Below are 14,663 nucleotides of genomic sequence, written 5' to 3'. Positions count from 1 at the left end.
ATGGGGATACGCAAGGTCGCCATATTCGCCAAAAAGCATGACCCACGCTGCCAGGGGGTTGCCGACGACCTCATCAATTGGCTGGAGGAACGGGAGTGCCAGCCCCTGGTGGAGGTGCACCTGGCCAGCCACATCGGCTATCACCAAGGGACCACGGCCGAGAACATCCGCGAGCAGGCCGAACTGGTGGTGGTGCTGGGAGGGGACGGCACGCTGATCTCGGTGGCCCGGCTCTTCAGCGGCAGGGAGGTCCCCATCGTGGGGGTCAATCTGGGAAGCCTCGGCTTTCTGACCGAGGTGACGGTGGAGGAACTCTACCCGGTCCTGGAACTGTGCCTGAAGGGGCATCCCCACGTCTCGGAGCGGATGATGCTGGAGGTGAGCGTCCGCCGGGAGGGGAGGGAGATCGAGAAGCACCATGTGCTGAACGATATCGTCATCAACAAGGGGGCCCTGGCCCGGATCATCGACCTGGAAACCAAGGTCAACGGCCATCCCCTGACCACCTACCGGGCCGACGGGCTGATTATCTCCACGCCCACCGGTTCCACCGGCTATTCCCTGTCCGCCGGCGGTCCCATCATTCACCCCCAGATGAGTTGCATCGTCATTACCCCCATCTGCCCCCATACCCTGACGAACCGCCCCATCGTGGTTTCCGATGCGTCCAATGTGTCCATTACCGTGGCGTCGTCCTACGACGAAAAGGTCTACCTGACCCTGGACGGTCAGGTCGGTTTCGAGTTGATGGAAAAGGATTCGGTGGATGTGCGGGCCGCTCTCAAAACCACCGCCCTGGTCATGTCCCGCAGCCGGGATTATTACGAGGTGCTGCGGACCAAACTGAAGTGGGGGGGGCAATGAGGTCATGGGAGGTTGTTGAAAAACAGCCATCTCGCCGCCATCCTCGAAGGCCCTTTTGTGCGGCGTAGCGCTGCTACGCCTCCGCAGGGCCTTCTGCGGGGCGACGATCTGACTATTTTTGAACAACCTTTGATCAATCTGAGTTTTTCAAAAGCCTGCTATTTGCCTGCGTTGCGGAGCGTGATTCCATGTTGACCGACCTGACCATCAAGAACATCGCCATCATCGACACCCTGCATATCTCCTTCAGGCAGGGTCTTACCGTGCTGACCGGCGAAACCGGCGCCGGCAAGTCGATCATCATCGATGCCGTCGGCCTCATCATGGGGGGGCGCGCCTCGGCCGACCTGATCCGCTCCGGGGCTGACGAAGCGGTCGTTGAGGCGCTGTTCGACATATCGGGCCAACCCGAGGTGGCCCGGAAACTCCGGGATTCGGGATTTGACTGCGACAACGAGCTGCTTGTGAAACGCTCCATCTCCCGGGCCGGGAAAAACCGGATCTTCATCAACGCGAGCATGGCCACCCTGGCGCTGCTCGCCGACATCGCCCCCCGCCTGATCAATATCTACGGCCAGCATGAGTCCCAGACCCTCCTTCGCCCGGAAAACCATCTCCTGCTCCTGGACGCCTACGCCGGGTTGAACCCGCAGCGGGAGGAGTTCGCCCGAAGCTTTGAACGTTTCCGTGCCCTTCAAGAGCGTCTTGCGACCCTGGATGAAGAGGAGCGGGAGGCGGAACGGCGGCTCGATCTCCTGTCGTATCAGTCCGATGAGATCGGCCGGGCGGAGTTGCGGGTCGGGGAGGAGGAGGAGTTGGAGGAACGCCGCCAGCTGCTTGCCGGTGCCGAAAAACTGGGGAGCGTCAGCGCAGAGGCCTTTGAACGGCTCTATGAGGGGGATGGGGCGATCCTCGGGCAATTGCGGCGCATCAAAAACTCCATTGCCGAGATCTCTGCCATCGACCGCAGTCTGGAGGGGTTGGCGGCCTCCCTGGAAAACGCCTACCTGCAGGCGGAGGATGCCGCCATCATGCTGCGCGATTATGCCTCCCGTATCGAGGCCGACCCCCTGGCGTTGCAACAGGCCGACGACCGCCTCGATCTGATACACCGGCTCAAAAGGAAGTATGCCCCCACCGTGGAGGCTATTCTTGAATTCAAACAGGGGCTTGATCGCGAGATAGAAACGTTACTGAATCGGGAACAGGACAAGCATAACCTGGAAGAGGAGCGGGAGCGGCTTGCCCATGACGTGCAAAAGCGGGGGAACGACCTCACAAAGCGGCGTTCGACCGCCGCGGGTGCCCTCTCCAAGGCGCTGGCCGCGGAGGTCCATCAGCTTGCCATGAAGAACGCTGTCGTGGAAACGCTCCTGGAACCGTTGGCGGAGCCGCGCTCCACGGGGTACGAACGGGTTGAACTCCTTTTTTCGCCCAATCCGGGCGAGCCGCCCCGGCCCTTGGCCCGGGTCGCCTCCGGCGGCGAGTTGTCGCGGCTTATGCTTGCATTCAAACAGGTGCTGCCCGAGGGGGATGTGCCGACATTGATCTTTGACGAGGTGGATACCGGCATTGGCGGCGCCACCTCGGAGATGGTGGGACAAAAGCTTAAAAAGGTCGCTTCGGTTCAACAGGTGCTCTGCATCACCCACTTGGCGCAGGTGGCTGTTTTTGCCGGTCAGCACCTGCGGGTGGAGAAACAGGTGGCAAACGGCAGAACGACCACCCGGGTCGTTCCGCTGGTGGATGGAGAGCGCACCCATGAGGTCGCCCGGATGCTGGCCGGCGCAAAGATCACCGATTCGGCCCTGACCCATGCCGCGGAGATGCTGGCGGCAACCGGCGGCTAACCAGCCTCTCTCATTGACTCAGAAAAAAGCTGTTCACCACAAAGGCACAAAGGTCACAAAGTTACACAAATAATTTAAATAAGTTATGTGGTAATTTTATAGTGGGCCGGACTCGCCTTTTGAGTGAATGCCGGTTTATCAATAACTCTTTGTGTTCTTTGTGCCTTTGTGGTGAATGCCTGTCGTCTTTAGGCTGATTGTCCAAGCTGCTCGGCGATCCTGGCATGAACCTGCCGTATGGCGCGATAATGCTCATCCTGAAGAACCGTTTCCGGGGCGTCGGCATCCACGGGATGCACCGCCAGCCAGGCCTCTTCACGCAACGAGCCCTCATACCCTGCCAGGGATTCATTCAAGAGCAGGAAGAGCCGGTCGTTCATGCCGTCGAATTCCCCCTCGCTGAACCCCTGCATCGACAATTCCTTCCTGAAAAGCTGATCCCCATCATGGCTGAACTGCCGATAATCGAGCTGGGCCGTCGCCCCCTGGGATTGGGGTAAGAACAGGGAGACCGTTTTCTGCGCCCGGTCGGCAATCACCATGCGCGCTGCGCCGTAGGCCTGGGATTGGTCGGTCATACCATAGAGCGCCGCACAGAGCAGGTCGGTAAAACAGTCGCTATGCAGGAAGCCGCGGCTGGCCCGGTCGGACGTCTCGTAATAGAATCCCCGCCGCTCCGGCTGTTCCGACAGGAGCGCCCCGCAGACCAGGCAGCGCTCGGCAAGCCCTTCCAGCCGGGCAAGGTACGACTCCTTCTTTTTCCCTTCCTTTTCCCTCAGCCAGGCTGCATACAGACAGGAACGGGGCTCCGGGGTGGCATCGTAATTCCGCAGAATATCCCGGGCGATCTCGGTGAACTGGCCGTGGACATCGGTGCCGCGGGCGTGGGTCAAGATCGGATAGATCTTGCCGTCCGGGTTGGTATTGAGGCTCTCCACCTTGGGGCTTTTGGAAATGTAGGTATCCATGCAGCGGTAGCCGCGATTGATGGCAAAGGCCCGCAGCAGAGTCTTCTGGTCCTTGAACAGCCCGTCAAATTTGATGCGCGAGTCGATCAGGCAGGGGATGAGCGAGAGCGACTTCTTGTCGATGCCGCGCTGGTCGAACAGGGCGAAGATATTCTTGCAGTTCTCCAGGCTGGGCATGTCCTTGACCGGGATTAGCACCCGGTCGGCGGCATAGAGGGCGTTCTGGGTCAGGATGTTCAGGTCCGGCCGGGTGTCGATGATGACGATGCCGCCAAACCCGCATTCGGCGAACATGCGCGTCAGGCTCATGGGGCCCCGGAAGTTTTCGTTCATCTCCCCCAACTCGGTCGAGGAAGGGATATAGCTGACGCCGTACTGGCCGACATGTACCAGTTCCCGTGCCGGGACCCCCTTAAGCATCTCAAAGACCGTGCCCGTCAGATTCTGGCCCGGCAGCTCGAACATCCGGTCAATGGTGAAGTGGTTGTCGAAGGAGAAGATCGTGACCGGGAGGTCGTCGCGCATGGCCTTCAGGTAGATGGCCAGGTTGGAAGCCAGGGTGGTTTTGCCGACCCCGCCTTTTTCCGAAGAAATGGTAATGATGTAGGGATAGTTCTGCATGCATATCCTTCAAAGTAGTGTTGATACCGGGAGGAAAGGCGAACCTATTTGACCAGGGCATCGATCGACTTGAGCAGCTTCAGGAGCGTCGGCAGATCGTCCAGGGGAATGGAGTTGGGGCCGTCGCACAGCGCCTTGTCCGGGTCTTCATGCACCTCCATGAAGATCCCGTCTATGCCCGCCGCAACGGCGGCACGGGAGAGGTATTCCACGTACTCCCGCTGGCCGCCGGAACACTCCCCCTGGCCTCCGGGAAGCTGCACGCTGTGGGTGGCGTCGAAGATGACCGGGAAGCCGGTGGCGCGCATGATCGGGAAGGTGCGCATATCCACCACCAGGTTGTTGTAGCCGAAGGAGGCGCCCCGTTCGGTGAGGATGATATTCTCGTTGCCCGAGGCCACCGCCTTGGCGGCCACATTTTTCATGTCCCAGGGGGCCAGGAACTGCCCCTTTTTGATATTGATGACCCGGCCGCTCTGGGCCGCCGCTATAATGAGGTCGGTTTGCCGGCAGAGAAATGCCGGTATCTGCAGCACGTCCAGCACCTCTGCCGCCGGCGCCACCTGCTCGATGGAGTGGATATCCGAGAGCACCGACAGGCCGAGGGAGTCCTTCACCTTGGCCAGGATCTTCAGGCCGTCCTTGATGCCCGGTCCCCGAAAACCGCCGATAGAGGTACGGTTGGCCTTGTCGTAGGACGCCTTGAAGATGAGCGGTATGGACAGGCCGTTGCAGATGGTCAGCAGCCGCTCGGCGTGGCGCAGGGTTGCCGCCTCCGACTCGATGACGCAGGGGCCGGCCACCAGCACCAGCGGCCTGTCTCCGCCAATCTTGACATCGTTGATTGCGATCTCGCGGGTCATGGTTTACCTCTTATTGCGGTACGCAAGTGCCGCCCCGACGAAGGCCCGGAAGAGCGGGTGGGGCTGGAGCGGTTTGGATTTGAACTCGGGATGGAATTGGCACCCCAGGAACCAGGGGTGGTTGGGGAGTTCGATAATCTCCACCAGGTCCTTGTCCTTGTAGATGCCGGACAGGATCATCCCCTTTCCCGTGAGGGCGGAACGGTATTTGTTGTTGAATTCGTAGCGATGGCGATGCCGCTCGGAGATCTCTGTGGCGTTGTAGGCCGCATGAGCGAGGGTCCCCTTGGCAACGGCGCAGGGGTATGCCCCGAGCCGCATGGTCCCCCCCTTTTTGCTGACGGATTTCTGGTCCTCCATAAGATGGATGAGCGGAGAGCCGCAGTCCGAGAACTCGCTTGAACAGGCATCCTTGACGCCGCAGACGTTGCGGGAAAATTCGATGACCGCCATCTGCAGCCCCAGGCAGATCCCGAAGAAGGGGATGTTTGCGGTGCGGGCGAACTGGATTGCGATGATTTTCCCCTCGGTCCCGCGCTCGCCGAACCCGCCCGGCACCAGGATGCCGTCCACATCGTCGAGATGGCCGTCAATGCCGTCCCGTTCGATCTTTTCCGAGTCGACATACTTGAGATACACCCGGCAGTCGTTGGCGATACCGCCGTGGGTCAGGGCCTCGGCCAGGGATTTGTAGGACTCGGTCAGGTTGACGTATTTGCCGACCACCGCGATGCGCACCTCGCCGTGGCTGGGGTGCCGCAGGGTCTCCACCACGTCCTGCCACGGGGTCAGGTCCGGTTCCTTGGTCCAGATATTGAGCTTGTCCACCACCTGTTCGTCCAGCCGCTCCTTGTTGAGCGACTGGGGCACGGCATAGATGTGTTCCGAGTCAACCACCGGGATGACGTCCTTCTCTTCGACGTTGCAGAACAGGGCGATCTTTTTCTTCATCTCCTGGGGCAGTTCCCGCTCGCAGCGGCAGAGCAGGATATCGGGCTGGATACCGATCTTGCGCAGTTCCATGACCGAATGCTGGGTCGGTTTGGTCTTCAGTTCTCCGGCGGTGCGGATGTAGGGCACCAGGGTGACATGGATATAGAGGGCATTGCCGTGGCCGCGGTCGTAACGGAACTGGCGGATCGCCTCCAGGAAGGGGAGGGACTCGATGTCGCCCACGGTGCCCCCCACCTCGACGATGGCCACGTCGGCCCCTTTGGCGTTCTCGATGATCTTGTTCTTGATCTCGTCGGTGATATGGGGGATGACCTGTACCGTGCCACCCAGGTAGTCGCCGCGCCGCTCCTTGTCGATAACGGAGAAATAAACCTGGCCGGTGGTGAAGTTGCTTTTCTTGGAGAGGCGGGCGTTGGTGTAGCGCTCGTAGTGCCCCAGGTCCAGATCGGTTTCGGCGCCGTCGTCGGTGACAAAGACTTCGCCGTGCTGGAACGGCGACATGGTGCCGGGGTCCACGTTGATATAGGGGTCCAGCTTCTGCATGGTAACGCGCAGACCGCGCGCCTCGAGCAAGGCGCCCAGGGAAGCGGCCGCCAGTCCTTTGCCGATGGACGAGACAACCCCGCCGGTGATGAAGATAAACTTGGTTTTCATAAAATCTGCTCCTGTGGGAAAGGCTAGAAAATTATTGCGTCACTATGCGGTAGCGCTCCTGCGCCTTGGCCAGGTCATCGGGGGTATCTACACCGATGGATTCGAATTCCGTTTCGATCACGCGGATACGTATGCCGTTCTCTATGGCCCGCAACTGTTCCAGTTTCTCCGAGATCTCCAGGAATGTCGGCGGCATGGCGGCATACTCGAGCAGAAAGTCCCGGCGGTAGACATAGAGGCCGACATGCTTGTAGCAGAGCAGTTTGCCGTTGGCAAAGGATTCGTCTTTCAGGTCCTGCCACTTGTCCCGGAAAAAGGGGAGGGGGGAACGGGAAAAGTACAGGGCGCAGCCGTCGGCGCCGGTCACCACCTTGACCACGTTCGGACTCAAAAAGTCGTGCAGGCACTTGATGCGCGTCTTCAGGGTCCCCATCTTCAGGGCCGGGTCATGGAGAAACGGCTCGATGGCCTGGTCGATCATCTCCGGGGAGATAAGCGGCTCATCGCCCTGTACATTGACGATGATATCCGTATCCAGGCTGTGCGCCACCTCTGCCAGGCGGTCGGTGCCGGTTTCATGGCTGGTGGAGGTCATGACCGCCTCGCCGCCGATCAGCCTGATGGCATCGGCGATGCGCGTATCGTCCGTTGCCACGATGACCCGCGAGACCAGGGATGCTTTGCACGCCCGTTCGTAGACATGTTGGATCATCGGCCTGCCCCCGATATCGGCCAGGGCCTTCCCCGGAAAACGCGTGGAAGCGTATCGGGCGGGAATGATTGCTGTGATTTTCATACTGACGTGACCTTGCAAGGAATTTCGAGTGGTACACCACGGGGCGGATTCAAAGGAAAACAGGCAAACAAGGAGCATGACAGCGCCGTACGAACCGGTACGCCGAAAAAACGCCAGGAAGCCTGCAAGCGTGTTGTTTGAATGCGCCCTGGAATCAGGCATGTCCTATGGTAGGACATAATAGGCTACCTCAAAAAGAATGGGGTGTCAAGGATGGAAAGGCTTAGCTTTAGCCCGGCTGCCGCACCGGACCATGCCGTCGGCGCATCAGTGGGCTATGACGCCGGAGCGCCAGTTGAAGGCCTCGAGCTGGGCTGTCAGGAGTTCGTCGAGTGTTATGCCGCACCGCTCGAGTAACGGCGTGACCGCGTCGAAATCGGTCACTTCCAGTTTCTCGGCAAGCAGGAGCAGTTCGCCCAGTCGCCCGGAGCGATCGAGGAGGGCGGCGCATATCTCCTCGTTGAGATTGAGGTTCGAGATGATCTCGTTCATGGGTGTTTCGAACAGGACATCGAGAAGGGACAGGATGCCGGTCATAAAGGCCTCTTCCGATTGTTCGGAGGAAGAGGAGTGTTGCAGCTTTTGCAGCACCAGTGTTTCCATCAGGCGCCCCCGTACCGCCGCCATCTCCAGGAGCGGATTGTCGATGCCGCGGGAATCGTTGCCGGAGAACAGGGACAACTGGATCCAGCGCCGCAGGTGGTTGGTCCCCAGCATGAGGATCGCATGCCGGAGGGTCTTGATCTTTTCGCGCATGCCCAGGGCAACGGAGTTGACCAGGCGCAGAAGATTATAGGAGAGGCTCGGGTTCTCCTTGAAGGTCTGTTCCAGCTCTTCGGGGGGGGCGTCCATGGTAAGCTGTTGGAGCAAGGTGAGCATGGCCCTGCTCGAGACATCGAACCGTTTTTTGTTGAGCACCACCGGACGTTCGAAAAAATACCCCTGAAAGTAATCGAAGCCAAGTGCGGCGCAGGTTTCGAACTGTTCGAAGGTCTCGACCTTTTCCGCTAGGAGCTTGAGCGGCCACTGACGCAGCTTGCGAACGATATCGGGAAGTTGTTCCGGGCTGGTTTCCAGGATATCGATCTTGACGTAATCGATGGCGGAGTAGATCTCGTGATATTTGGGACTGTACACATGGTCGTCCAGGGCCAGCTTGAAACCGAGCTTTCTCAACTCGCGGCAGCGCTCGGCAACATGGTCGTCGAGCTCGATGGTTTCCAGAAGTTCGAGAACCGATTGCCTAATGGGGAGCAGTTCGAGCAATTCCGAGAGAAACAGGCCGAGGTAGACATTGATGAAACCGAATTTTCCGCCCAGGACCTCCTGGAGGCCGAAATTCGACAGGGCACTGGTGATGACGCTGGTGCTGGCCTGGGAGTAGCTCTCGAATTCCGCGCGGTTTACCGTGGTGGCGCGGAAGAGCAACTCGTAGCCGACGATCTCCTGTCTGCGGTTGAGGATCGGTTGCCGGCCCAGAAAGAAATTTTCGTTGTTCTGCCCCATAGAGTTAACCCGTTACCCGCACAGCTTCAATACTTCCGTGGCAATGTTCTGAAGGGAGAGCGTCCTGTGGACGCCGCCACGCTTGACCGCTTCGTTCGGCATGCCGTACACCACGCAGGTCGCTTCGTCCTGGGCCAGGGTCATTGCGCCGGCGTCGAACAACTCCTTCATGCCGTGGGCACCGTCGTCCCCCATGCCGGTCATGATGACGCCCACGGCGTTTTTCCCCGCGTAGCGCGCGGCCGAGCGGAACAGGACATCCACCGAAGGACGGTGGCGGGACACCAGAGGGCCCTCCTTGATCTCCACATAATACCGGGCGCCGCTACGTTTGAGCAGCAGATGGTGGTTTCCCGGCGCGATCAGCACCCGCCCGCGGACCACCGAATCGTTGTCTGCCGCCTCCTTCACCGTCACGCGGCAGATGCCGTCGAGGCGCTTGGCAAAGGCGGCCGTGAAATGTTCCGGCATGTGCTGGACGATGACGATACCCGGGGCATTTTCCGGCAGCATTTCGAGAAAGGTCTTGAGGGCCTCGGTGCCGCCGGTGGAGGCCCCCACCACCACGACCTTTTCCGTGGTCTGTATCATGGCCCGGGTCGTGGGTTTTTCCATGATGACATCGGCGGACAGCTTTGGAGCCACCGTGTGGGTCGCCCGCATCGCCAGCGGCCGGGGCCTGGACATGGCCGCCGCCTTGATCGTATCGCAGATGCGGACCCGCGATTCCTCGATAAACTGTTTGGTCCCCATCTTGGGCTTGGCGATGATCTCGACCGCGCCGTACTCCAGGGCCCTGAGGGCCGTTTCGCTGCCCGAATCGGTCAGGCTTGAGCACATGACCACCGGGATGGGGTGCTGGGTCATGATCTTCTGAAGAAACGTCAGGCCGTCCATGCGCGGCATCTCGACATCGAGTGTGATGACGTCCGGGACACATTCCTTCATGCGCTCAGCTGCCACAAACGGGTCTGAGGCGGCGGCCATGACCTCGATGTGGGGGTCCGACGACAGGATTTCGGTCAACGCCTGCCTGACGAGGGCAGAGTCGTCGACGATCAGCACCTTGATCCTGGTCGTCATGATGATCCCCTCTTGGTAATCTGGACGCCGATCATCAGAAGATCTTTCGTACCTGACGCACGAAAACCTCGCCGCTGTGGGAATAGAAAAACAGCTTTCTGCCCTGGATGCCGCCGGTATCGGCCGCCGATACCTTCAGGCCGAGCCTGTCGAGCGCCTGCAAGGCGGCTTCGATGTTCTGGCCCCCAACCGACCCAGCTCCGTCGTTGCGGACGGTGAAGTTGAGCACGTTCGCCCCCCCGAAGAGCTTGGCCTCGATGTCGTTCGGGTCGCCGCACAGGGCGCTTATCCGGTTATACAGATATGATACGGCTCTGTCCACATAACGAAAATCATCCTGCTCCGCTTTTCCGCCGGGGAGCATGGCGTGGCAGATGGCCCCTACGCCGATCCGGGGCGCATGCAAAATCACCGCAACGCAGGAACCGAGCACCGTGGAGACAAGGGCAGGGCTCCGGGCGATGAAGATCTCTCCCGGTTTCAAGTATACGTTGCACACATGCTTGTCGTACAGGTTTTTCATAGTTTCCGATACACGGTCGATGCCACCGGCGTCAAGGGGACATTCAGGCCGCTCAAGGTTTCGGAGTGCCCGAGAAAGAGATACCCCCCGGGAACCAGTTGGCGGCAGAATTTGTTCAGCAGCCGCTCTTGGGTCGGCTTGTCGAAATAGATGATGACATTGCGGCAGAAGATGATCTCCATCTGCTCCCGCATGCCGAAATCCTCCATGAAGTTCAGGCGCCTGAACTGGACCAGGGAGCGCAGGTGGGGAGCCACACGCACCAGTCCCTTGCTTTTGTCGCGGCTTCTCAGCAGGTATTTTTTCTTCATCTGCAAGGGGATGGGGTCGACGCGATCTTCGGTGTAGATGGCGTTTTTTGCCTTTTCCAACACCGCCGTCGAGATATCCGTTGCCAGGATGGAAACGCGAAACCCGGGATTGTTCGCCATGAACTCCGATAGGACCATGGTCAGGGTGTACGGTTCTTCTCCGCTGGAACAGCCGGCGCTCCATATCTTGAGCGGCGACCGGTAACCGGCCTCCCGCGCCTCCACCAGCGCAGGAAGCGCCGATTTTACGAGGTAGTCGAAATGGGCGGGCTCCCGGAAAAAATCGGTCTTGTTGGTCGTCACCACGTCGATCAGGTGGATCAGCTCACTGCTCTTCTCCGCGCCGCTGAAAACGTACTCCGCGTATTCCTCGAAGGTACGCATGCCGAGGGCTTTGAGCCGCTTTTGCAAGCGGGCCTCCAACATGGTCTTCTTGGCCGCCGGCATCTTGATGCCGACCTCGTCGTAGATAAAACCGCTGAACCTGTTGAATTCCCTGTCTTTGAGTACTGCAGGAATGCCGGGGGTATGGAAGGCCTCGTCGCGCTGGTTCATAAAGGCGTTCCAATACGGGGAGAGGTCATAATCGACCGCCGGTGCATACTCATAGACCATCCCTGTCAAGCAGAAGAATAGTGTTCGTAAGAAGCTCCAGTTCGTGGGGGAGTTGGGCGGTCCATTGTGCACAGTCGTCCAGATTGCCGCCGTCAAGGCTCGACTGAATGTGGCTGCACAGATGTGCGAGACGCTTGGCGCCGATGGTGTCGGCGGATACCATCAATCTGCGGATGTACCTTTTGGTCGCCTCCGTATCACCGGCCCCGACAAGGTCGACGAGATGGCCGATCAAATGAGGGGTTTGGTCGATGAACATGTCAACAAGCTCATCATAGAGGGGGCGGACCCCCCCCAGGTTCTCCAGCGCCTCTTCTTCGTCCAGGATGGGGAGCGTTCCGCAGGCTTCCAACTCTGCCCCTTCCCCGGGGGGAAGGACGCAAAACAGGCCGCACACCGCCCGCAACTCCCTGGCCGACATCGGCTTCGAAAGATACCCGTTCATGCCGACACTACGGCACTTGTCCCGGATCGCCTTGAGGGAATAGGCGGTCAGGGCGATGATCGGCACACCGCCCCCGCCGGCGGCCTGCTCCTCTTCGCGGATTTTGAGGGTGGCCACAAAACCGTCCATCTCCGGCATGAGGATATCCATCAGGATGAGGTCGTAACTTCCGCTTCTGGCCTCGTCCACGGCGTCGCGGCCATTATCGACGCAGTGGACCTGCACGTTTCCCTTTTCCAGCAGCCTGCGGATGCTGACTTGGTCCAGGGGGTTGTCTTCGGCCAGGAGGATGCGCGGTATTTTATCGTCCACAAGCCCCGTCTGGGGAGACTTGGGATAACTCCATACCTGGTATTTTATCGCTTCGTGCTGCATGGTCGTTGATGCCCCGCCATACGTGGAATCGGGCTGTCACCCCACGTCCTGCACCGTGTACAACTCTTCATCGGTAAAAATTTTATCGCTGTCCAGGATCATGATGAATCTGTTGTCGTGTTTGCCCATGCCCTTGATGAAGTCGGTGTTGAGGTGGGTGCCGATGTGGGGCGCGGCCTCGATCTGCTCCGGCTCCATCTCGATCACCTCCTGGACCGAGTCGGCCAGAACACCCAGGATAAGGGTCTCGTCCTCCAATTCCACCTCCACCACGATGATACAGGTGTTGACCGTGCGCTCGGTGGCCGACATGCCGAATTTGAGCCGCAGGTCGATGACCGGGACGACGCTGCCCCGCAGGTTGATGACCCCCCGCATGAAGTCCGGGGTCTGGGGCACCTTGGTGATGCCGGTGTACTCCAATATTTCCCTGACCTTGGCCACGTCGAGAGCAAAGACCTCCTCGTCGAGCTTGAAGGTGAGATACTGGACCGTTTCGATGATGTCCGCTGCACTCATGGCGCCCCCCTAGAATTTCTCGAATTCGTCGTCAAGACGATCCGGCCCCGGGGTTCCCAGGTCGAGACTGATCCCGCTGCCTTTGCGGACCGCCGGCGCGGAAACGTTCCGGGCGACGTGGGCGATTTGGACGTTTTTGCGGGCCGGACGGGGGCTCTGCGAACCCCGGGCCTGGCCTGCGTCGATGCGGAAGAAGCTGATGGAATCCTTCAACTGCTCGGCCTGACCCGAAAGTTCTTCCGAGGTGGAGGCCATCTCCTCGCTGGCCGAGGCGTTCTGCTGGATAACGCTGTCCAGTTGCTGGATGGCCTTGTTGATCTGCTCGGCACCGGTGTCCTGCTCCTTGCTGGAGGCGCTGATCTCCTGCACCAGTTCGGCGGTCTTCTGGATGTCCGGCAGCATCCTGTCCAGCATGTCGCCGGCGGCCTCGGCCACCTGGACGCTACGGGTGGAGAGCTCGCTGATCTCACCGGCCGCTGCCTGCGAGCGCTCGGCCAGTTTGCGTACCTCCGAGGCGACCACGGCAAACCCCTTGCCGTGCTCCCCGGCCCGTGCCGCCTCGATGGCGGCGTTCAAGGCCAGCAGGTTGGTCTGGCGGGCGATCTCCTCGATGATGGAGATCTTGGTGGCGATCTCCTTCATGGCCCCCACGGTCCCGGCCACGGCCTTGCCCCCCTCCTTGGCGTCGCTGGCGCTCTTGACGGCGATCTTCTCGGTCTGGCCCGAGTTGTCGGCATTCTGTTTGATGCTGGAGGTCATTTCCTCCATGGAGGAGGAAATCTCCTCGGCGCTGGCCGCCTGCTCGGTGGCCCCCTGGGAGAGCTGCTGCGCCGTGGAGGAAAGTTCCTGGCTGCCGGAGGCCACATTGTCGGCCGCGGCGATCACGTCGCCCACCACGTGTTTGAGTTTCTCGACCATGTTCCTGATGGCTTCCATCATCTGGCCGGTTTCATCCTTGCTCTCCACCTCCACCGTGACCGTCAGATCGCCATTGGCCAACGAGTTGGTGACGGTTACGGCTTTGTTGACGGCGGTCTTGATCAGGGTCGTCACAAAGAGGGCCACCCCGATAGCAATCAGCGCACCAATGGTCAGGATAATGAGGGTCACGCGCACGCACATGTTTTCCGTGGCCTGGCACGTTTCGCCTCTCTGTTTGGCCTGCGCGTTCTTCATGTCGGTCAACTTGTCCAGGGAATCCTGGGCCGACTTGGCCGACAACGCGGCATCGCCACGCATCAGGGCAATCGCCTCGTCCTTCTTGTCTGCCAGCGCCAGGGTCACTATTTTGTCCCTCACCGGGTTATACTTCTCCTGCGCAGCTTTCAAGGCTTCGAATTCCTTGCGGATCTCCGGCGCGTGGATGCTTTTCTCGAATGTGGCTGATGCCTCGTTGTAGTTCTTATCGAGTTCTTTAATCAAGCCGGCATGCTTGTTCCTGTCCTCCATGGTCTTGTCGATGCATAGGTCGCGGATATTAACCCGAATGCGCTGAAAATTTACCGCCATATCCATCAGGTTGCTTATCGGTGCCGTGTTGCTGGTGTAGATCTGGTTCGCCAGCTTCGACACGGTTTGGACATTGGATATTCCCAGCCATGCTATTCCACCGGCAAAAACGATTAAAAGGATAAAACTGGAAAGCAACTTCGTACCGATCTTAAGATCCTTAAACCATTGCATACTGTCTCCTCCTGGGATGTGTAATGATGCATG

13 protein-coding genes are annotated in these 14,663 nt (G+C 59.7%); 2 read left to right on the top strand and 11 right to left on the bottom strand.

What is annotated here, in order from left to right; all coding sequences use genetic code 11:
• Positions 1-6: 6 nt before the first annotated feature.
• Positions 7-864, top strand: a complete 858-nt coding sequence (locus ET418_RS15745) for an NAD(+)/NADH kinase (RefSeq protein WP_149309328.1) — start codon at positions 7-9, stop codon at positions 862-864.
• Positions 865-1,052: 188 nt separating this feature from the next.
• Positions 1,053-2,714, top strand: coding sequence for a DNA repair protein RecN (gene recN, locus ET418_RS15740; RefSeq protein WP_149309221.1), 1,662 nt, complete (start codon positions 1,053-1,055; stop codon positions 2,712-2,714).
• A gap of 188 nt (positions 2,715-2,902) precedes the next feature.
• On the opposite strand, the gene ET418_RS15735 is transcribed toward recN, so the two are convergent.
• The 11 genes from ET418_RS15735 to ET418_RS15685 all read right to left on the bottom strand — a co-directional run bounded on the left by ET418_RS15735 (position 2,903) and on the right by ET418_RS15685 (position 14,630).
• Complete coding sequence (locus tag ET418_RS15735; protein WP_149309219.1) at positions 2,903-4,303, bottom strand: ParA family protein; 1,401 nt, start codon at positions 4,301-4,303, stop codon at positions 2,903-2,905.
• Positions 4,304-4,347: 44 nt separating this feature from the next.
• Positions 4,348-5,166 (bottom strand): 3-deoxy-8-phosphooctulonate synthase, encoded by an 819-nt coding sequence (kdsA, locus tag ET418_RS15730; protein WP_149309217.1) that lies wholly within the window; start codon positions 5,164-5,166, stop codon positions 4,348-4,350.
• Between the two features lie 3 nt (positions 5,167-5,169).
• Entirely contained in the window at positions 5,170-6,774 is a 1,605-nt protein-coding gene (locus tag ET418_RS15725) for a CTP synthase (RefSeq protein ID WP_149309215.1), read from the bottom strand.
• Between the two features lie 31 nt (positions 6,775-6,805).
• On the bottom strand, positions 6,806-7,570 hold the full coding sequence (gene kdsB, locus ET418_RS15720; RefSeq protein WP_149309214.1) for a 3-deoxy-manno-octulosonate cytidylyltransferase: 765 nt from the start codon (positions 7,568-7,570) through the stop codon (positions 6,806-6,808).
• A gap of 267 nt (positions 7,571-7,837) precedes the next feature.
• A complete protein-coding gene (locus ET418_RS15715) occupies positions 7,838-9,076 on the bottom strand; it encodes an EAL and HDOD domain-containing protein (protein ID WP_149309212.1) in 1,239 nt (412 codons plus the stop codon).
• 12 nt (positions 9,077-9,088) lie between these two features.
• Positions 9,089-10,159: a protein-glutamate methylesterase/protein-glutamine glutaminase gene (locus ET418_RS15710; protein ID WP_149309210.1), complete on the bottom strand. Its 1,071-nt coding sequence runs from the start codon at positions 10,157-10,159 to the stop codon at positions 9,089-9,091.
• Positions 10,160-10,193: 34 nt separating this feature from the next.
• On the bottom strand, positions 10,194-10,682 hold the full coding sequence (locus tag ET418_RS15705) for a chemotaxis protein CheD (RefSeq protein ID WP_149309208.1): 489 nt from the start codon (positions 10,680-10,682) through the stop codon (positions 10,194-10,196).
• Positions 10,679-11,548 carry a CheR family methyltransferase gene (locus tag ET418_RS15700; protein ID WP_149309206.1) on the bottom strand — a complete coding sequence of 290 codons (870 nt, stop codon included), beginning with the start codon at positions 11,546-11,548 and terminating at the stop codon, positions 10,679-10,681. The genes ET418_RS15705 and ET418_RS15700 overlap by 4 nt, the downstream gene beginning before the upstream one ends.
• A gap of 49 nt (positions 11,549-11,597) precedes the next feature.
• Positions 11,598-12,428: a response regulator gene (locus tag ET418_RS15695; RefSeq protein WP_149309204.1), complete on the bottom strand. Its 831-nt coding sequence runs from the start codon at positions 12,426-12,428 to the stop codon at positions 11,598-11,600.
• Between the two features lie 36 nt (positions 12,429-12,464).
• Complete coding sequence (locus ET418_RS15690; protein ID WP_149309202.1) at positions 12,465-12,947, bottom strand: chemotaxis protein CheW; 483 nt, start codon at positions 12,945-12,947, stop codon at positions 12,465-12,467.
• Positions 12,948-12,956: 9 nt separating this feature from the next.
• The gene (locus ET418_RS15685; RefSeq protein WP_149309200.1) at positions 12,957-14,630 is read right to left on the bottom strand and encodes a methyl-accepting chemotaxis protein; all 1,674 of its coding nucleotides are present in this window, start codon (positions 14,628-14,630) and stop codon (positions 12,957-12,959) included.
• Positions 14,631-14,663 lie beyond the last annotated feature (33 nt).

It is taken from the genome of Oryzomonas rubra, from assembly GCF_008369015.1.
GTDB lineage: Bacteria > Desulfobacterota > Desulfuromonadia > Geobacterales > Pseudopelobacteraceae > Oryzomonas > Oryzomonas japonica.
Note: the sequence above shows the minus strand (reverse complement) of the source record. Positions and strands in the feature narration are given on the sequence as shown.

Coding starts and splice junctions, on each gene's coding strand:
- recN (WP_149309221.1), top strand. CDS start 1,053: ATGTTGACCGACCTGACCATCAAGAACATCGCCATCATCGACACCCTG.
- ET418_RS15735 (WP_149309219.1), bottom strand. CDS start 4,303: ATGCAGAACTATCCCTACATCATTACCATTTCTTCGGAAAAAGGCGGG.
- kdsA (WP_149309217.1), bottom strand. CDS start 5,166: ATGACCCGCGAGATCGCAATCAACGATGTCAAGATTGGCGGAGACAGG.
- ET418_RS15725 (WP_149309215.1), bottom strand. CDS start 6,774: ATGAAAACCAAGTTTATCTTCATCACCGGCGGGGTTGTCTCGTCCATC.
- kdsB (WP_149309214.1), bottom strand. CDS start 7,570: ATGAAAATCACAGCAATCATTCCCGCCCGATACGCTTCCACGCGTTTT.
- ET418_RS15715 (WP_149309212.1), bottom strand. CDS start 9,076: ATGGGGCAGAACAACGAAAATTTCTTTCTGGGCCGGCAACCGATCCTC.
- ET418_RS15710 (WP_149309210.1), bottom strand. CDS start 10,159: ATGACGACCAGGATCAAGGTGCTGATCGTCGACGACTCTGCCCTCGTC.
- ET418_RS15705 (WP_149309208.1), bottom strand. CDS start 10,682: ATGAAAAACCTGTACGACAAGCATGTGTGCAACGTATACTTGAAACCG.
- ET418_RS15700 (WP_149309206.1), bottom strand. CDS start 11,548: ATGAACCAGCGCGACGAGGCCTTCCATACCCCCGGCATTCCTGCAGTA.
- ET418_RS15695 (WP_149309204.1), bottom strand. CDS start 12,428: ATGCAGCACGAAGCGATAAAATACCAGGTATGGAGTTATCCCAAGTCT.
- ET418_RS15690 (WP_149309202.1), bottom strand. CDS start 12,947: ATGAGTGCAGCGGACATCATCGAAACGGTCCAGTATCTCACCTTCAAG.
- ET418_RS15685 (WP_149309200.1), bottom strand. CDS start 14,630: ATGCAATGGTTTAAGGATCTTAAGATCGGTACGAAGTTGCTTTCCAGT.